Source organism: Paenibacillus sp. LHD-117, from assembly GCF_030929555.1.
Classification (GTDB): domain Bacteria; phylum Bacillota; class Bacilli; order Paenibacillales; family Paenibacillaceae; genus Pristimantibacillus.
On the sequence record NZ_JAVFVT010000031.1, the window covers coordinates 70,476 to 88,442 of the forward strand.

Consider the following 17,967-nt stretch of genomic DNA (forward strand, 5'->3'; position numbering starts at 1 on the left):
CACTACACGAAATAAACAAGGAGGTGCACGAACGATGAAATTGCATGAGTTAGCACCAGCACCAGGCTCGACCCAAGCGCCTAAGCGCAAAGGTCGCGGTATCGGCTCCGGCAACGGCAAGACTGCAGGCAAAGGCCATAAAGGTCAAAACGCTCGTTCCGGCGGCGGTGTTCGTCCTGGATTCGAGGGCGGCCAAAATCCTTTGTACCGTCGAGTTCCGAAGCGCGGTTTCAACAATCCATTCCGCAAGGAGTACGCGATTGTTAACATTGAAGATCTGAACAGCTTTGCTGCAGGGACAGAAGTTACACCACAGGTTCTTCTTGAGCAAGGAGTTATCAGTAACCCTTTGGCAGGAATCAAAATCTTGGGTAATGGTGAATTGAAAGTAGAGCTCACTGTTAAAGCAAACAAGTTCTCTCAATCTGCGGTAGAGAAAATCCAGGCTGCCGGCGGTAAAACCGAGGTGATCTAATTGTTCACAACCGTGTCCAACATTTGGAAAGTGGCGGATCTGCGTACAAGGATCCTATTCACGCTTTTCATTCTTTTCATTTACCGTATCGGTTCCTTTATTCCGGTACCGGGAGTAGACAAAACCGTATTCGAGAACATGGATTCCGCAGGCGCTGACTTGTTCGGCCTGCTGAACACGTTCTCGGGCGGCGCTCTCTTCCAATTCTCCATCTTCGCGATCGGTATCACGCCATACATCACGGCTTCCATTATCGTGCAGCTGTTATCGATGGACGTTATTCCGAAATTCGCGGAATGGGCGAAGGAAGGCGAGAACGGGAAGCGTAAGCTAGCCCAGATTACGCGTTACGGCACGGTCATCCTTGGTTTGGTGCAAGGCTTCGCTACGGCGATCGGCTTCAACCGCTCCTTCGGACTAGAAATGATTCCGAACGCAAACTTCGTAGACTACTTGGTCATCGCGATCATCTTGACGGCTGGTACGGCTTTCTTGATGTGGCTCGGCGAGCAAATTACGGAGAGAGGTATCGGCAACGGTATTTCGATCTTGATCTTCGCGGCTATCGTAGCCGGCATTCCTGGCCACATCCGCACGATCTACCAAGACCAATTCATCGATGCGCAAGATCAAATGTTCTTGAACATCGTGAAGATGGTGCTGATCGTAATCGTGATCATCGCGATCATCGTCGGCGTTATCTTCATTCAGCAAGGTATCCGGAAGATTCCCGTACAATACGCGAAGCGTGTTGTCGGACGCAAAATGTACGGCGGACAATCGACTCACATTCCGATGAAGGTTAATGGCGCAGGGGTTATCCCGGTCATCTTCGCGGTATCGTTGATCATGTTCCCTGTCACGATTGCGAACTTCTGGCAAGGCCAAGGCTGGGCGAATTGGATCATCGACAATATGAACTACGACCGCCCGCTGGGCATGGTTCTGTACGTATTGCTGATAATCGGTTTCACCTTCTTCTACACATTCGTGCAAATTAATCCGGTGCAAATGGCAGATCAGATGAAGAAGAATGGCGGATACATTCCGGGCATTCGTCCTGGCAAGCCGACATCCGCATACTTGACCCGCGTTATGTCGCGGATTACGTTAACGGGTGCTCTCTTCCTAGCGGCTATCTCTGTCTTCCCTGTGTTCTTCGGAGCACTAGCTGGATTACCGCGCTCAGTGCAGCTTGGCGGCACCTCCCTTCTCATCGTTGTCGGCGTTGCGCTTGACACGATGAAGCAAATCGAGAGCCAGTTGATCAAACGCCATTACAAAGGGTTTATCAATAAATAACAGTAGGTTCGAAAGCGGGCTGCCGCGCTCCGAGATCGAGCGGTGCGGTGCCCGAACGAGCCTACCTGTGTTTAAAGCGAGGAACACGGTAATGAACATTTTATTCATGGGCCCTCCGGGAGCCGGTAAGGGAACGCAAGCTGAGCGAATCGTAGAAGAATTCGGCATTCCGCACATTTCGACGGGCGACGCTTTCCGTCTTGCGATGAAGCAAGGCACGCCGCTTGGTCTGAAAGCGAAGGAATACGTCGATCAAGGTCTACTGGTTCCGGATGAAATTACGAACGGCATCGTGAAAGAGCGTCTTGCTCTGGATGATTGCCAGAAGGGTTTCCTTCTGGACGGCTTCCCCCGTACGCTGCAGCAAGCCGAAGCGCTTGATGCCATGCTGACGGAACTTGGCCGCAGCATCGACCATGTCGTGAACCTGAAAGTTGACCGCGGATTGCTGCTTGCTCGCTTGACGGGCAGACGCATCTGCAAATCCTGCGGAACGACTTACCATGTACTATTCAATCCGCCGAAAGTCGAAGGCATCTGCGACAAGGATGGCGGAGAGCTGTATCAACGTTCCGATGATACAGAAGAGAAAGTAGGCACGCGTCTGGATGAGTATACATCCAAGACGGCACCTCTTCTTGATTACTACAGCGGTAAGAGCCTCCTGCGCGAAGTCGACGGCGAGAAGGATATCGACGTTGTAACGGCCGATATCGTTTCCTGCTTGAAAGGTACGTTGTAATGATTATTTGCAAATCCGAATCGGAGCTGCGATTAATGAGGGAAGCCGGACGGATCGTTGCGGAGACGCATCGGCTAATGGCTGCGGCGGTAAAGCCAGGCATCACTACCGGTGAGCTTGACCGCATTGCCGAACAGTACATTCGAAGCCAGAATGCCGTTCCTTCCTTTAAAGGTTACAATGGGTTTCCTTCCAGCATCTGCGCTTCTGTGAATGACGAGTTGGTGCACGGATTCCCTGGATCTCGCAAGTTGAACGAGGGCGATATTATAAGTATCGACATCGGGGCACAGTACGAAGGCTATCACGGCGATTCCGCTTGGACCTACGCGGTCGGGACGGTTAAGCCGGAAGTTCAGAGACTGCTCGACGTAACGGAAGAATCGCTTTATGCGGGTCTTGCGCTCGTTAAGCCGGATGTCCGACTCTATACGATATCGCACGCCATCCAGAAGGTCATTGAAGCAGCGGGTTTCTCGGTTGTACGGGAATACGTAGGGCACGGAATCGGCGCGGAACTGCATGAAGAACCGCAAATACCGAACTATGGTGTACCGGACAGAGGGCCGCGGCTGAAGCCGGGTATGGTGCTTGCCATCGAGCCGATGGTTAATATCGGTGAACGATATGTACGAACGCTCGAGGACGATTGGACAGTCGTAACGCAAGACGGTTCCTGGTGCGCTCACTTCGAGCACACGGTTGCCGTCACGGAGGACGGCTTTGAAATATTGACCATTCTGCCGCAGCAGCCCGAGGTGTAAGATGGATGCTCGTCCCCAGATTGGTCAGTTCGTCAAAGTGCTTCGAGGCAAGGACGAAGATAGTTATGCCGTAGTCATCGCCGTCATCGACGACAGGTTCGTCATGATCGCGGACGGCGACAAACGAAGATTCGACCAGCCGAAGAGAAAGAACGTTCTGCATCTGATGTTACAGCCTGCCTTTAGTCATGAGGTAATAAGCAGCTTGCAAGAAACAGGCAGAGTGACGAATGCCAAATTACGTTACGCAATTCAGAAGTACGCGCATGCGAAAGGAGAATGACGGTGGCGAAGGAAGACGTCATTGAGGTCGAAGGTACGGTCATCGAGCCGTTGCCGAATGCGATGTTCAAGGTGGAGCTGGAGAACGGTCATCAAATTCTCGCACATGTATCCGGCAAGCTTAGAATGCATTTCATCCGCATTCTGACCGGAGACAAAGTGGTCATACAGTTATCGCCTTACGATTTATCGAGAGGGCGCATCACCTATCGGAAGTAACCGCTACGGCGGCAAGCTTTTCGAAAGATTCGGGAGGTAATCACAATGAAGGTCAGACCTTCGGTTAAGCCGATCTGCGAGAAATGCAAAGTCATTCGTCGCAAAGGCAACGTTATGGTGATTTGTGAAAATCCGAAACACAAACAAAAACAAGGATAAAAGGAGGGAAATATAGCCCATGGCACGTATAGCTGGTGTAGATATTCCGCGCGACAAGCGCGTTGAAATCGCCCTGACGTATATTTTCGGTATCGGCAAAACGACTTCGCAAAAAATCTTGGCTTCCACGGAAGTTAACCCAGACACTCGCGTTCGCGATCTGACTGAAGATGAGCTGGCTCGTTTGCGCGAAGCCATCGACAAGAATGTTAAAGTGGAAGGCGACCTTCGTCGTGAAATTTCGCTTAACATCAAACGTCTAACTGAGATCGGCTGCTACCGTGGTCTTCGTCACCGTCGCGGACTTCCTGTTCGCGGTCAACGTACGAAAACAAACGCGCGTACACGCAAAGGTCCACGTCGTACTGTAGCTAATAAGAAGAAATAAGAAAGGAGGATAATGGACAATGGCTAAACCAAAAAAAGTCGTTCGCACGAAACGTCGCGATCGGAAAAACATTGACACTGGCGTGGCTCACATTCGTTCGACGTTCAACAACACGATCGTTACGATCACTGACCCTCACGGTAATGCAATCTCTTGGGCAAGCTCCGGCAACCTTGGTTTCAAAGGTTCCCGTAAGAGCACGCCGTTCGCAGCTCAGATGGCTGCCGAATCCGCTGCGAAAGCGGCTATGGAGCATGGCATGAGAACTGTCGAAGTTATGGTTAAAGGACCAGGCGCCGGCCGCGAAGCTGCGATTCGTTCGTTGCAAGCTGCTGGATTGGAAGTTAACCTCATTAAGGATGTAACCCCAGTCCCGCATAACGGATGCCGTCCGCCTAAACGTCGCCGCGTATAGTTGGATCCACGGTGGTATCAAATTACTACAACTTGTGAATAATGGTTGTGAAGGTTTGGCATACTACGAGATTTGACATAAATAACGACTAGGTAACGGAGCGACGTTTGAAGGAGGGTACTATTTGTGATTGAGATCGAAAAGCCGAAAATCGAAACCGTAGAGCTGAATAACGAGGGCACCTACGGACGTTTCGTGGTCGAGCCGCTGGAACGCGGATACGGCACGACGCTTGGAAATTCGCTTCGCCGAATTTTGTTGTCGTCTTTGCCTGGTGCGGCCGTGACGTCGGTTCAAATCGACGGCGTGCTGCATGAGTTTTCTACGGTTCCCGGAGTGATTGAGGACGTAACGGAAATCATTCTGAACCTGAAGGGCCTGTCGCTGAAGATTCACTCCGACGAGGAGAAAGTGTTGGAGATCGACGCGGAAGGCGAAGGGAACGTAACAGCGGGCGACATTCGAGCTGATAGCGATGTCGAGATTTTAAGCCCTGATCTTCACATTGCGACCTTGGCCTCCGGAGCGCGGCTCCATATGCGGATTTTTGCTAATCGGGGACGCGGTTACGTGCAAGCGGACCGGAACAAGAGCGACGATCAACCGATTGGCGTCATCCCTGTCGATTCGATTTACACGCCCATTACTCGGGTTAATTACAGCGTAGAGAACACACGCGTCGGTCAAGTCACGAACTACGACAAGCTGACGCTGGAAGTTTGGACGGACGGCAGTATTCGCCCTGAAGAGGCAGTAAGCCTCGGCGCTAAGATTTTGACCGAGCACTTGGACTTGTTCGTTGGATTAACGGATGAAGCCAAAGATGCTGAAATCATGGTTGAGAAGGAAGAGGACAAAAAAGAGAAGGTTCTAGAGATGACGATCGAAGAACTGGATCTGTCCGTACGTTCATATAACTGCTTGAAGCGTGCTGGCATCAACACCGTTCAAGAGCTGATCACGAAATCCGAAGAGGATATGATGAAGGTTCGCAACTTGGGCCGCAAATCCTTGGAAGAAGTTCAAGAGAAGCTGGAAGAGCTGGGTCTTGGCCTGCGCATGGAAGAGTAGTCTTGTAGTCTGACAGCAAGATTAGACCACACAGCAAGGGAGGGGAAAACAAGATGGCATATCAAAAATTGGGACGTGACGCAAGCGCGCGGAAAGCATTGTTCCGTGACCTCGTTACTGATCTGTTCCTGTATGAGCGTATTCAAACGACTGAAGCTAAAGCGAAAGAGGTTCGTTCTATCGCTGAGAAGCTGATCACGAAAGCGAAAAAAGGTGATCTTCATGCTCGTCGTCAAGTTGCAGCTTACGTGCGTCGCGAATCCGTAAACGGTGAGCAAGACGCAATCCAAAAGCTGTTCTCCGAACTGGCTACCCGTTATTCGGAGCGTGCAGGTGGATACACGCGTATCCTGAAGCTTGGACCACGTCGCGGCGACGCCGCGCCTATGGTTTACCTTGAGCTGGTTGACCGCGCGTAACACTTTTGAAGAAAGGGTGGACCCTTGAGGCCACCTTTTTTTATTTTTGAAGCAAGGATGCAATGAGTGATGGGCAGGAGGAACGGCATGCGGAATATCGGCGTTAAAGTAAGTTATGACGGGAGCGGATTTAACGGGTTTCAGTCGCAGCCCTATGGAAGAACCGTACAAGACGAAATCGAGAAAGCGATCCACCATCTAACCGGCGAGAAGATCGTGATTATCGGATCGGGACGTACGGATGCCGGCGTACATGCGATGGGGCAGGTATTCAACTTCCACACGGCTTCGACGATTCCTACGGAACGATGGGCGATTGCGCTGAATACGCGGCTGCCGAAGGATATTATTATTCTGGACGCATGGGACGTGCCGATGGAGTTTCACTCCAGACGTTCGGCCAAACGCAAGACATATCGTTATACCATCGAGACGGATAAATTCCCGGACGTGTTCGCCAGGTCATACCGCTTCCATCACCCCACGAAGCTGAACGTGGCCGCGATGGAGGAAGGCCTTGCCTACCTGGTAGGCACGCATGACTTTACTTCCTACACCTCTATTCATTCCACCAAGCCCCATCATATCCGGACGATCTATGAAGCGTATTTCAGGCAGGAGGGCGGCGCTCTCCATATGTATATCACGGGCAACGGCTTCTTGTACAACATGGTGCGCGTCATTATGGGTACGCTGCTTTGGGTGGGACAAGGCAAGCTGAAGCCGGGGGACATGAACCGGATCCTGGAAGGCAAGTCGAGGTCGCTTGCCGGACCGACGGCGATGGCGCATGGCCTGATGCTGATGGATGTGGAGTACGGCGATTGGAGCGGTCCGGTTGCACCGAGCTTCGACGAGTCATCGCAGATCGACGAGGACGAGGAATAAACCGAACATACGGGGGAATATGGCGATGTGAGGTACTATTTAATCTCGTTAATCGTTAACCATGTCGATGATACAAGGTGAAACGGCCAGCTTCGTTCGAAGCTAGCCGCCGAAATTAATCATGTGTTATCTAAGAACGATGTCCCCGGAGCTCGTGCGAGCGCTTAGCTTCAGGTCCCCGGATCCGAACGAACCGTTCGCGTCGCTGTCTCCGTTTTTCCCCTGTTCGACGAAACCGTCCTTGCGGACGATACAGTCGCCTGAGCCGCTGCTGAATTGAACGGCAAGGGATTCGGGATCGCGGGACAAGTTGATGATAATATCGCCGCTTCCGGCCTTCAAATCCGTGTTGTATTCCAAATCATCGGCGTTCAAACGAATGTCGCCCGACCCGGCTTCTCCGTTCAACTGCGCGACGCCGTCCTCGAGCGAGACATCGCCGCTGCGGATGTCGAATTGGATAAGATCGGCTTCATAACGATCGATGGTTAAGTCGCCGCTATTGTTCTCCAGTTCAACGGTTTTACCGGTCACTTCCTCGAGACTGATATCGCCGCTGTTCGCAACAACCTTCAGGTTCGTTAAAGCCGTTATCGATTCGGCTTTAATGTCGCCGGAGTTCGTATTCAGCTCGGCGTTATTGAATTCGGCGGAGTCGATGGAGAGGTCGCCGCTGTTCAGCTCGGCAGAGAACGAATCCCATGTTTGATCGGGAAGCTCCACGGTCAACTTCACGTTCGACCAATTGAAGCCGATGTGAAATCCGTTGTTGGACTGAAGCGATAGCTTCAACGTATCGCCGTCTTCTTCGGCGCTTAACTGCAAGTCGTCGGCTTCGGCTTTGGTCGCACGGCCTTTGAGCGTGACGACGATGTCATCGCCGATTCCGCGGACGACATCAACGTCCAGGCTGTTCGATTCGATCTCGACGTTCAACAATCTATCCGTAGCGAATGTTCGCTGTTCGTAAACCGGCTTCGTGAATCCCGAGAATATTCCGCTTAACGAGGTTTTGCCGTTGTTCATGAACAAGTAGAATAATGCGCATACCCCGAGGAGTACGAGCAGAGTACCGAGTGCTTTGTTTGCTTTCATGATTATAACTCTCCTAACTTATATGGGCTTGTTGCCGCATCGACTTGCGGCGCTTTCGATGTTCTTATTGTAGCAATGGAGCATCGCCGTTGAAACGGCCTGTTGGCGTACTTGACTGCTGGCCTTAGGTCTAGTCGGGCGGTTGCTCGGGAGCTAAAGGAATTAACAAAAACGACTTGCACTTCACTAGGCTTTATAGTAGAATATAACTTGTGCTTTCTAAGTGGCTCTCCCACAGCCCCGACTTAGAATGGCCGCAACCGTAAGTTCCAACCACGAATAACAAACCAACGGCAACGTTGTTATAAAAACGATTAACGTAACAGAATTAAGGAGGATCATCCATGCGTACCACCTATATGGCTAAGCCGAATGAAGTTGAGCGTAAATGGTTCGTCATCGATGCGGAAGGCAAGACGCTCGGACGTCTGGCTAGCGAAGCTGCAAGCCTGATCCGCGGCAAACACAAACCGCAATTTACGCCTCACATCGACACTGGCGATTTCGTTGTTGTCATCAACGCTTCCAAGATCGTTCTGACAGGCAACAAAATGGCTAACAAAAATTACTACCGTCACTCCATGCATCCAGGTGGCTTGAAAGTCACTCCTGCACACGAGATGGTGAAGAACAAGCCAGAGCGTATGATTGAGCTGGCAGTGCACGGCATGTTGCCTAAGAACCGTCTGGGCAACCAAATGAAGCTTAAGCTGAAAGTCTACGCAGGTGCGGAACACCCACATCAAGCCCAAAACCCTGAAGTCTACGAGCTTCGCGGCTAATAAAGAGGAGGACACGTTTCATGGCTCAAGTGCAATACTATGGAACCGGTCGTCGTAAACACTCTGTTGCACGTGTACGTCTTGTGCCGGGTGAAGGACGAATCATTGTTAATAAACGCGATTTGAATGAATATTTCGGCTTGGAAACACTCAAGCTGATCGTAAAACAACCGCTGAACCTGACTGATACATTGTCGAAGTACGATGTACTGGTTATCGCTAACGGCGGCGGCATGTCCGGCCAAGCTGGCGCTATCCGTCACGGCATCTCCCGCGCTCTGCTCAAAGCAGATCCTGAGTTCCGTCCGGCTCTGAAGCGCGCAGGCTTCCTGACACGCGATCCGCGTATGAAAGAACGTAAAAAATACGGTCTTAAAGCGGCTCGTCGCGCACCACAGTTCTCGAAACGTTAATTCAACGAAGATACCATCTTTGCTTTATGCAGAGGTGGTATCTTTTTTTTGCCATTCTGACCGAAACGGTTGGATATAGGATGCTTAGGCTGAAGCGGAGATATGAAAAAATAGCAACTAGACAGGTGCGGAGGCGTCACGTTGCAAACTTTTCGTCATATTGGTGAAAAGAGGCATTGAACATTCGGAAGGAAAGTCGTATAATCGATAATACAGACTACTTTACTTGGAATTAAAGACGGAGGTTACGACCCATGAACTTGTTTGAGAAAGAAGCGCTTATCGCGCAGAAGGCTGTTGAGCTCGAGAATGCATCGCCGGAAGACATTATCCGTTTCGCTGTCGAGACGTTCCCGAATATTACATTCGCATGCAGTTTCGGTGCCGAGGACGTCGTTCTGGTGGATATGCTCCAGAAGATTAGCCCGAAGACAGACATCTTCTATTTGGATACGGACTTCCACTTCAAGGAAACGTACGAGACGCGCGACAAGCTTGCCGAAGTTTACCCAGGCATTCCGTTCGTGGAAGTAAAACCGGAAATAACACCTGAAGAGCAAGCTGCTCAGTTTGGCGACGAACTGTGGAAGACCGACGCCAACAAGTGCTGCGATATCCGCAAAGTACAACCGTTGACGAAAATTCTTTCCAAGTACGAAGCTTGGATTACAGGCATTAGACGCGATCAGGCTCCGACTCGCGCGAACGCGAAGAAAATCGAATACGACGTGAAATTCGGCCTCGTGAAATTTAATCCGATCGCAAACTGGACGACAGAAGATGTATGGAACTACATCCGCGAGAATAACGTCGTTTACAATCCGCTTCATGACCAGAACTATCCGAGCATCGGCTGCGAATATTGCACGCGCAAGGTTATGCCGGGCGAAGATCCGCGCGCAGGACGCTGGTCGGGCCAAGAGAAGACGGAATGCGGATTGCATAAGTAAATAAACAACGATAGACAACATACATGAATAACTAACTTTTTAGGAGGCATTATTCGATTATGAGTCAAATTGCTCCTCATGGCGGCGAACTGGTGAACCGCATCGCCGCTGGCGAACAACGCGAAGCGCTGCTGACGGAAGCCGCGCTGCTGAATCCGATCGTGATCAACACATGGACGATCTCCGACCTCGACCTAATCGGCGTGGGCGCGTTCTCGCCGCTTACCGGATTTTTGAACGAAGAAGATTATCATTCCGTCGTTGGGCAGATGCGCCTGGCGAACGGGACGGTATGGAGCATTCCGATCACGTTATCCGTGAACGAAACCAAGGCGGCTGAGCTGCAAGTAGGCGAACGCGCTGCATTGATCGGCGAAGACGGCATTACGTACGGCATCATTAACGTCGAAAGCATCTATACAGTAGATCAAAAGGTTGAAGCGGTTAATGTCTTTAAAACGGATGATCTGGCGCATCCAGGCGTTCAGAAGCTGCTTGAGCGTTCCAATATTTACGTGGGCGGATCCATTACGGTGCTGAACCGTCCGCAGCCGGAAAAGTTCCAGGAGTTTTATTTTACCCCTTCGGAGACTCGCGGTTTGTTCGCAGATAAAGGCTGGAAGACGATTGTCGGCTTCCAGACGCGCAACCCTGTTCACCGTGCGCATGAATACATTCAGAAGACGGCGATGGAAATCGTCGACGCTTTGTTCTTGAATCCGCTTGTCGGCGAGACGAAGTCGGATGACGTTCCCGCGAATGTCCGGATGAAAAGTTATCTGGCGCTGCTGGAAAACTATTATCCGAAAGACCGCGTATTCCTCGGCGTATTCCCGGCGGCTATGCGTTATGCGGGACCACGCGAAGCGATCTTCCATGCCATCGTCCGCAAAAACTACGGCTGTACGCACTTCATCGTCGGCCGCGATCATGCCGGGGTAGGCGACTATTACGGCACGTACGAAGCGCAGGAATTGCTGAAGTCGATCCCTGCCGAAGACCTTGGCATTACGCCGCTGTACTTCGAACATAGCTTTTACTGCACGACGTGCGGCAACATGGCGACGACCAAAACTTGCCCGCATGGCAAGGAGTCGCATCTGACGTTGTCCGGCACGAAGGTTCGCGCATTGCTGCGCGACGGCATCTGCCCGCCTCCGGAATTCTCTCGTCCGGAAGTGGCGAAGATTCTGATCGAAGGCATGTCGGAGCAGCCTGTGGGCTAATCCGAGGCCAATAAGAATATGCAATCTTCTATAGGCTCGGAATATTATAATATTCTTATGTGGTAAAAAACCATCTCGTCCCATATACATGAAGAGTGCGCTAGGCTTATCCAAGCCAAAGCCGCTGAACATGTACGGGAACGGGGTGGTTTTTTGTGATGCGTAGAATTCGTCGGCATTTCGTGGTGTGGTTGACGATTAAGGGAACGCTTCGGATTACCGCGGCCATCGTGGTCCTCATCCTAACCGGGTTTCTCTTGCGCGAAAATTTGCCTTCATCGAGTTCTTGGTCGTACTGGACGCTGCCGCTATCCGGCAAGACGATTGCAATAGATGCAGGACACGGCGGGGCGGACGGGGGAGCGGTAAGCAAGCAGGGGGCGGTGGAAAAGGATCTGAACCTTGCGATCGCGTTGAATCTCCGGGATTATTTGCAGCAAGCGGGGGCCATTGTCGTTATGACGCGCGAAGGGGACTACGATCTGGCTTCGGGAGACGCGAATGCCTACAGCAAACGGAAGACGGAGGATTTGAAACGAAGGGCGGCTCTGATCGAAGAGAGCAAACCGGCGGCATTCATCAGCATACATATGAACAGTATACCTTCAGAGAAGTGGTCTGGCGCACAGACGTTTTATAATTCTTCGGCCCATCCCGATAACCGGCTGCTTGCCGCATTCATTCAAGACGAAATCAAACGGAATCTGGAAAATACGACGCGCATCGCGGCAGTGAAGAAGGACGTCTACCTGCTCAAGGCGCTGCCGGATATTCCAACCGCGCTCGTGGAAGTCGGTTTCTTATCCAATCCGGGAGAAGCGGCGCGTCTTGCGGATGCGGAATATCAGCGCCAGGTAGCGGCATCGATCTATCAAGGCATCCTTCGGTACACGTCGGGGGAGAAACTTAGCGGAAGTACGTCGGATGAAATCAAATTGCAGAATGGCGAGTAAAAAGACGGATATAGTGGATGTATGATCCACGTGCTGCAGACGAGACATTAAGCTATGTTATAATAGGGGATATTGCGATTTAAATAAAGGTGGGACTTAAGCATATGTTAACACGCGAACAAGCCATCGAAGCCATCGAGCACGTGATGGCCGAACAATATCGCGCGGAAGGCGTCACCTTCCGCGACGTCATGGTCCGGAACCGTCAAGTATCGTTGACGGTTCTCGAAGCGAGCGCGGCTGCGCAGCCCGCGCTCGAGGCCTCGCTGCGCGAGGCCCTGGCGCGCCTCGGCGCCGAAACCGTGCATTGCCGGTTTCGGAGCGCCGAGGGCGCGCCTGCGGCAGCGCCGGGCGGGGACGCCCCAGCGCAGCCACAGGCGCAGCAGGCGCCGGGAGGCGGAGCCGGCGCCACCAAGACGGGCCCTGCCGTGCAAGGGCACGGGGCCGGTCTGGCCAGCCCGCTGCTGGCGCCTGGCAGCGGGACCGAATTCATCGCCGTCGCGAGCGGCAAGGGCGGCGTCGGCAAGAGCACGGTGACCGTCAACTTGGCGGTCGCCTTGGCCAGGAAAGGCAAGCGCGTCGGCATTATCGACGCGGACATCTACGGCTTCAGCGTGCCCGATATGATGGGCATCGAAGAGCGGCCGCAGGTCGTGAACGATCGGGTCATCCCGATCGAGCGGTTCGGCGTGAAGGTGATCTCGATGGGTTTCTTCGTCGAGGACAACAGCCCGATCGTGTGGCGGGGGCCGATGCTCGGCAAAATGCTTCGCAACTTCTTCCAAGAGATCGAGTGGGGAGAGCTTGACTACCTGCTGCTGGATCTACCGCCCGGAACGGGGGATGTGGCGCTCGACGTGCACCAGATCATTCCGCAGAGCAAGGAAATCATCGTTACGACGCCTCACGCGACGGCTGCTTTCGTAGCCGCGAGAGCAGGGGCGATGGCCATCAAGACGGAACACGAGATCATCGGCGTCGTGGAGAATATGTCGTATTACGTGTCGAAGTCGGGGGAGAAGGAGTACGTCTTCGGCCGCGGCGGCGGCGCCCGCCTTGCGGAGACGCTGCATTGCGACCTGATGGCGCAAATTCCGCTCGGCGCGCCGGACAATCATGTTTCGGAGCCTGATTTCTCGCCGTCGGTGTATAAGGCCGATTCCGAAACGGGTGCGATGTACCTTGAGCTGGCGGACAGCGTAATCGCCCGGGTCGAACGTTCCCGCTAAACAATCAAAGCCCGGAGAGCTATTCGTCCGGTTCGATTCGACGTCCATCGACGCCGATCCGGACCGAACCGATAAGCTTCCGGGCTTTTTGCTTCGCTGAACCGCTGCTTGTAACTGTTGCTTTTACAATCGCTGTAAATTGCTGCTCTGTATCGTTGCTCTTGTATCGTTGCTCTTTGCTGCTTCGCTGCTCTAACAGTTGCTTTAACTCGCTGTCTTACTGTTGCTCTTCTTCGCCTTGCTGTTCTTCCTCTTGGCCTTGCTCCTCTTCCTGCATGCCTTGCTCTTCTTGCTGTTGTCCTTCTTCCTCGGACTTCTTCACCTTCTCGTCGGGCTTCGTCTGAAGCTCTTCCTTGACCGCCGCCTTCATCAGATCGAGCACTTCGAGTCGGAACAACGGATTTTGCATCGATTCCTGCATGAGCGACATGACTTCTTTACGGTACTGTGCGCTTTTCAGAACTTCCAAAATCATTTTTTCCATCTCTGGATTGTTGAATGTCTTTAGAAGCTCGGCTTGATATTGCGGGTCTTTGATTAATTCCTTATGAATCGTTTTGTTTTCCTTATTGACGGATTTCGCAAATTCACCGGCGAACCGTGTGTCGGTCATCAACTTCCTGATTACTTTGTCATAATCGGGGGAACTAATGACATCCTTGACAGCGAGACGGACCTCCTCCTGATCCTGCACTGACAGCAGCTTAGAGGATTGCGTAGAGTAGCCGGACAGCTGCTCCGCCGATTCCTGAAGCGCCTTCTGGGCGTCCTCCGTCTTCAGAATATCGATGACCATCGATTTCATGTCTTTGTAGCTGATTTGCTGCTGACCTCCGGATGATTCGGCGCCGCAACTTGCGAGTACGAAAGCAAACGCCAATAGCGACAAGAATAAAGACCATCTGATGCGCATGTTTTGCTTGCTCCCTTCTATGTCAATGCCCGTTTGGATCATGGGGTCCGATTGAAACGCGCCTGCAGACAAGGGATGGCGCTAGCCGTTTCACCTGGATCGATCTTATTATGCGCATTGTTCACGGTTTTATCATGGACGGGCATTAGCTTTTTGTTGTGATCGTGGTAAAATAAAGCCAAAACGTTCTGGAGGATTCTCAAGTGACTTTGCGCAAATGGTTTTTCTTATTTTGGAGCACGATGGCGGTAGGGGCGGTCGTCTGTATCGTATGCGGAGCCATTATGCTGCTGACCGATCAGGAATTCGGTTTCCTCGGCATGGAAGCGACAGGGTTCAATGTGCTTATGATGGGCATCTCGGGACTGATGATCGGCGCCTTCAGCCAAATGGGATTTTTCGCATATTTGACTCTCAATTATATTGCCCTTAGCGTCTTCCGCAAAAAATACCTTTGGAATGCGCTGCAAGGTTACACCACGTTATTCGCCGTATTCGGTCTCGGTTATGTCCTTTATGAAGAGAGAACGAACGATTGGTTTTTCTGGGTACTGCCGCTTATTTTGTTCGCCGCATCGCTAATCGTGTCCTGGGCCAAAGTCAAACAAACCAACAACAGCGCGTTCATCCCAACGATGTTCCTCATGTTCGTCGTCACGTTTATCGAGGCGTGGCCGGCGTTGCAAGGAGAGACGAACGTTGCGGCTATCGTCTTTATGATGATCCCGCTCTTCGTTTGCAATGCGTACCAAAATATGATGATGCATCGCCTTCTGGGCAGCAAAGAAGCCGACTCCGCGGCTATCTCCGCGAAATCGGCTAGTTAATTCATATTTCGTTTCATGAAGTCCGTTATTCGCTAGCAGCGCTGAGCTGGGAAGCGGAGGCGGGCTTCTTCTGATCCGATTGGTCTTTCTGAACCGTATTGCCTTCGGCTTCGGTCTGATTAATGAGCTGCGTCACATTGACGAATTCGTAACCTTTCTCGCGTAGCTGGTCGATAATAACGGGAAGAGCTTCATGCGTCTGGAGCACGGTGTCGCTGGCATGGAGGAGAATGATATCTCCCGGATGCGTCCGGCTGACGACGCGGTTGATGATTTTGTCCGTGCCGATGTTCATCCAGTCCATCGAATCGGTATCCCACTGAATGACCTTATACTGCAATTCTTCGGCGATGCGAAGGACGCGTTTGTCGAAATCTCCGTTTGGCAATCGGATCAGATTCGGTTGTTTGCCGGTCAGATCGGATAATATCGTATGCGCGGTCGAGATCTGTTTGCGGATTTCTTCATCGCTGAGCTTGCTATAGAAGTCGTGCTTGTGCCCATGGCTGCCGATTTCGTATCCGGCTTCTTGGATTTTCTTAACCAGATCGGGATGCGACTGGCTCCATGGGGAGGAGAGGAAGAAGGTGGCCTGCGTAATGTTCTTTTCCTTGAGCACCTGCAGAATAGGCTCGGCACGCTTGTCCCCCCAGCTGATGTCGAACGTGAGCGCCACGACCTTCTTGTCCGTCGGAACGCTGTAGATGGCGGCGGGCTGCTGTGGAGCGAACACCGTAATATTGTCCCGTTCCGCGTAGATGATTCCTACCGAAAACACGAGAGCAATCGCGATAAAAAAGTACTTCTTCAGCTTTCTGCCGTTCATGACATAAAACATATTCATGGGGATGGGCTCTCCTCTCTTGGTTTTGCCTCGACTCGAGGCAACGGCTGTAATGCGCTAATAGTACAATCTATGCTCGTACACATCGCGGATATGCTATTTTTGTTCCGCCGAATATAGGGAAGGAGAGTGAACCGAATGTTTCGTTTGTCTGCAATATGGAATCACCTGAAACAAATGCGCGGCTATATCGGATTTTCGTTTGTGTTGTTTTTTGCTGGGATCGTGATCGGAGGGACCAATCCGGCTTTTCGTTCCTTTCTGGACGGGCAATTGGCCGGACTTCAACAAATGGTCGCCATCGTGGACCAAGCCGAAAATAAAACGCTGGCGATGATTGTCGTCATCTTCCTCAACAATGCGATCAAGTCGATTTTCATTATGTACTTGGGCGCGTTCTTCGGATTTGTCCCGCTCTTTTTCTTGGTCGTGAACGGGATGGTGATCGGTTATTTACTTCAATTAACTGCGGCTAAGCCCGAAGCCATGCCGGTCTATGAGCTGGTGTTCAAAGGATTGCTGCCTCATGGGATTATTGAAATTCCCGCCATCATCGTGGCTTGCGCATACGGTCTCAAATTCGGCAGCCTTGTGCTTCGCTCGACGGGAAGCCTCTTGTTCAGCCGCGGCAAGCTGCGCGGCATCGGGAGCGAAATGTCCGAATTCGTGATCCGAACCGTGCCGATGATCGTTATTCTTACCGTGGCATTGCTCGTCGCGTCCATCATTGAAAGTACATTTACAGGTTGGCTGTTGTCGTTGTAATATTATTTCCAATATTTGAGCATAACAGTAAGGCGGTGTCGAAACGCATTTGCGACGACGCTGCTTTTTTTGAATTCTAAGAATTTATAAGTTTAGCTTCTTATATTTTCGCTTAGAATTCTCGTGATGAAACGCGCTACGCCGACACGTCGGTTTCAGCCGTTTCGCCTTGCACGTCTCAGGGACGGTCCACATGCGCTACATACCCCAAAGGAGGCCGCTTACGGTTATGCTCGGAATACTATTCAACGACAAAGAATGCAAAGAACTCGATTACGTGTTGCGCAAGGAATTGGACGAAATGCTGCTCGATCTGAACGACTCGCGGCTGGACGGAGACATCAAACAAGCGATTGCCCGCAGGTACAAAATCATCTTCAGAATGTATGCCCGAATTGCATCCCCTAAAGAGCTTTCCCGATATGCGCTAAATGCGCGTACTTACCGATAAAGGTGGGTAAACGTAAAAATCACTTTTTCTAAAAAAAATTCAAAATAGGGGTTGCAATCAATTGGGCCCCTGTGATATATTATTTCTTGTCGCCGCTGAGACATTGGCGCTGACGAGGAAGACATTCACACTCGATAAACCTCGAGCGCGAATGCTTCGAGAAAGAAAAGATTGTTCTTTGAAAACTGAACAACGAGCGAAACTGCCCGAAACAATCGCAAGATTGGATCGATAAGAAGTTTTCGTACTTGGCTTTAGCCAATGCGAAAATCTTCGTAGCAACAACGTTTTAGAGCTATCAAACACTTTTATGGAGAGTTTGATCCTGGCTCAGGACGAACGCTGGCGGCGTGCCTAATACATGCAAGTCGAGCGGATCTGATGGAGTGCTTGCA

General features: G+C 51.6%; 24 protein-coding genes and 1 rRNA gene. 22 read left to right on the forward strand and 3 right to left on the reverse strand.

The genetic code is table 11. The annotated features are described in order from the left end of the window. Window positions 1-34 precede the first annotated feature (34 nt). The 12 genes from rplO to truA all read left to right on the forward strand — a co-directional run bounded on the left by rplO (window position 35) and on the right by truA (window position 7,124). Complete coding sequence (gene rplO / locus RB620_RS22000; RefSeq protein ID WP_308098110.1) at window positions 35-475, forward strand: 50S ribosomal protein L15; 441 nt, start codon at window positions 35-37, stop codon at window positions 473-475. Beyond that, on the forward strand, window positions 476-1,777 hold the full coding sequence (gene secY, locus RB620_RS22005) for a preprotein translocase subunit SecY (RefSeq protein WP_308098112.1): 1,302 nt from the start codon (window positions 476-478) through the stop codon (window positions 1,775-1,777). A gap of 91 nt (window positions 1,778-1,868) precedes the next feature. Further along, window positions 1,869-2,519 (forward strand): adenylate kinase, encoded by a 651-nt coding sequence (locus tag RB620_RS22010; RefSeq protein ID WP_308098114.1) that lies wholly within the window; start codon window positions 1,869-1,871, stop codon window positions 2,517-2,519. After that, entirely contained in the window at window positions 2,519-3,283 is a 765-nt protein-coding gene (gene map / locus RB620_RS22015; protein WP_308098116.1) for a type I methionyl aminopeptidase, read from the forward strand. The genes RB620_RS22010 and map overlap by 1 nt, the downstream gene beginning before the upstream one ends. 1 nt (window position 3,284) lies before the next feature. Next, the gene (locus RB620_RS22020) at window positions 3,285-3,566 is read left to right on the forward strand and encodes a KOW domain-containing RNA-binding protein (RefSeq protein WP_308098118.1); all 282 of its coding nucleotides are present in this window, start codon (window positions 3,285-3,287) and stop codon (window positions 3,564-3,566) included. A gap of 2 nt (window positions 3,567-3,568) precedes the next feature. Further along, window positions 3,569-3,784 (forward strand): translation initiation factor IF-1, encoded by a 216-nt coding sequence (gene infA / locus RB620_RS22025; RefSeq protein WP_015847200.1) that lies wholly within the window; start codon window positions 3,569-3,571, stop codon window positions 3,782-3,784. A gap of 45 nt (window positions 3,785-3,829) precedes the next feature. Next, window positions 3,830-3,943, forward strand: a complete 114-nt coding sequence (gene rpmJ, locus RB620_RS22030; protein WP_003333770.1) for a 50S ribosomal protein L36 — start codon at window positions 3,830-3,832, stop codon at window positions 3,941-3,943. A 19-nt stretch (window positions 3,944-3,962) separates the two neighbouring features. Beyond that, the gene (rpsM, locus tag RB620_RS22035) at window positions 3,963-4,331 is read left to right on the forward strand and encodes a 30S ribosomal protein S13 (RefSeq protein WP_087570330.1); all 369 of its coding nucleotides are present in this window, start codon (window positions 3,963-3,965) and stop codon (window positions 4,329-4,331) included. Window positions 4,332-4,350: 19 nt separating this feature from the next. Further along, a complete protein-coding gene (gene rpsK, locus RB620_RS22040; protein ID WP_028609630.1) occupies window positions 4,351-4,746 on the forward strand; it encodes a 30S ribosomal protein S11 in 396 nt (131 codons plus the stop codon). 126 nt (window positions 4,747-4,872) lie between these two features. After that, a complete protein-coding gene (locus RB620_RS22045; protein WP_087570331.1) occupies window positions 4,873-5,817 on the forward strand; it encodes a DNA-directed RNA polymerase subunit alpha in 945 nt (314 codons plus the stop codon). A 53-nt stretch (window positions 5,818-5,870) separates the two neighbouring features. After that, the gene (rplQ, locus tag RB620_RS22050) at window positions 5,871-6,236 is read left to right on the forward strand and encodes a 50S ribosomal protein L17 (protein ID WP_119803830.1); all 366 of its coding nucleotides are present in this window, start codon (window positions 5,871-5,873) and stop codon (window positions 6,234-6,236) included. Between the two features lie 87 nt (window positions 6,237-6,323). Then, the gene (gene truA, locus RB620_RS22055; protein WP_308098128.1) at window positions 6,324-7,124 is read left to right on the forward strand and encodes a tRNA pseudouridine(38-40) synthase TruA; all 801 of its coding nucleotides are present in this window, start codon (window positions 6,324-6,326) and stop codon (window positions 7,122-7,124) included. A 126-nt stretch (window positions 7,125-7,250) separates the two neighbouring features. Here truA and RB620_RS22060 read toward each other — a convergent pair whose 3' ends face one another. After that, entirely contained in the window at window positions 7,251-8,219 is a 969-nt protein-coding gene (locus RB620_RS22060) for a DUF4097 family beta strand repeat-containing protein (RefSeq protein WP_308098131.1), read from the reverse strand. Window positions 8,220-8,563: 344 nt separating this feature from the next. On the opposite strand from RB620_RS22060, the gene rplM reads away from it, so the two are divergent. From rplM to RB620_RS22090, 6 genes are all read left to right on the forward strand, one after another. After that, on the forward strand, window positions 8,564-9,001 hold the full coding sequence (rplM, locus tag RB620_RS22065) for a 50S ribosomal protein L13 (RefSeq protein ID WP_308098133.1): 438 nt from the start codon (window positions 8,564-8,566) through the stop codon (window positions 8,999-9,001). A 20-nt stretch (window positions 9,002-9,021) separates the two neighbouring features. Then, window positions 9,022-9,414: a 30S ribosomal protein S9 gene (gene rpsI, locus RB620_RS22070; RefSeq protein WP_028609625.1), complete on the forward strand. Its 393-nt coding sequence runs from the start codon at window positions 9,022-9,024 to the stop codon at window positions 9,412-9,414. 254 nt (window positions 9,415-9,668) lie between these two features. Further along, window positions 9,669-10,364, forward strand: coding sequence for a phosphoadenylyl-sulfate reductase (locus RB620_RS22075; RefSeq protein WP_308098136.1), 696 nt, complete (start codon window positions 9,669-9,671; stop codon window positions 10,362-10,364). Between the two features lie 59 nt (window positions 10,365-10,423). Then, window positions 10,424-11,590 carry a sulfate adenylyltransferase gene (sat, locus tag RB620_RS22080; RefSeq protein ID WP_308098140.1) on the forward strand — a complete coding sequence of 389 codons (1,167 nt, stop codon included), beginning with the start codon at window positions 10,424-10,426 and terminating at the stop codon, window positions 11,588-11,590. Window positions 11,591-11,748: 158 nt separating this feature from the next. Then, on the forward strand, window positions 11,749-12,543 hold the full coding sequence (cwlD, locus tag RB620_RS22085; protein WP_308098142.1) for an N-acetylmuramoyl-L-alanine amidase CwlD: 795 nt from the start codon (window positions 11,749-11,751) through the stop codon (window positions 12,541-12,543). A gap of 104 nt (window positions 12,544-12,647) precedes the next feature. Then, window positions 12,648-13,772, forward strand: coding sequence for a P-loop NTPase (locus RB620_RS22090; protein ID WP_308098144.1), 1,125 nt, complete (start codon window positions 12,648-12,650; stop codon window positions 13,770-13,772). 217 nt (window positions 13,773-13,989) lie between these two features. Here RB620_RS22090 and gerD read toward each other — a convergent pair whose 3' ends face one another. Next, the gene (gerD, locus tag RB620_RS22095; protein ID WP_308098146.1) at window positions 13,990-14,685 is read right to left on the reverse strand and encodes a spore germination lipoprotein GerD; all 696 of its coding nucleotides are present in this window, start codon (window positions 14,683-14,685) and stop codon (window positions 13,990-13,992) included. Between the two features lie 203 nt (window positions 14,686-14,888). Between gerD and RB620_RS22100 the strand changes: the two genes are divergently transcribed. Continuing rightward, on the forward strand, window positions 14,889-15,512 hold the full coding sequence (locus tag RB620_RS22100) for a KinB-signaling pathway activation protein (RefSeq protein ID WP_308098148.1): 624 nt from the start codon (window positions 14,889-14,891) through the stop codon (window positions 15,510-15,512). A gap of 25 nt (window positions 15,513-15,537) precedes the next feature. Here RB620_RS22100 and pdaB read toward each other — a convergent pair whose 3' ends face one another. Beyond that, window positions 15,538-16,356, reverse strand: coding sequence for a polysaccharide deacetylase family sporulation protein PdaB (pdaB, locus tag RB620_RS22105; RefSeq protein ID WP_308098150.1), 819 nt, complete (start codon window positions 16,354-16,356; stop codon window positions 15,538-15,540). Between the two features lie 138 nt (window positions 16,357-16,494). Here pdaB and RB620_RS22110 point away from each other — a divergent pair, with 138 nt between their 5' ends. The 3 genes from RB620_RS22110 to RB620_RS22120 form a co-directional block, all read left to right on the forward strand. Next, window positions 16,495-17,121, forward strand: coding sequence for a stage II sporulation protein M (locus RB620_RS22110; protein WP_308098152.1), 627 nt, complete (start codon window positions 16,495-16,497; stop codon window positions 17,119-17,121). Window positions 17,122-17,350: 229 nt separating this feature from the next. Beyond that, window positions 17,351-17,572, forward strand: a complete 222-nt coding sequence (locus tag RB620_RS22115; RefSeq protein ID WP_307208526.1) for a hypothetical protein — start codon at window positions 17,351-17,353, stop codon at window positions 17,570-17,572. Window positions 17,573-17,879: 307 nt separating this feature from the next. After that, window positions 17,880-17,967: ribosomal RNA gene (locus RB620_RS22120) — 16S ribosomal RNA — on the forward strand; the annotation flags it as partial.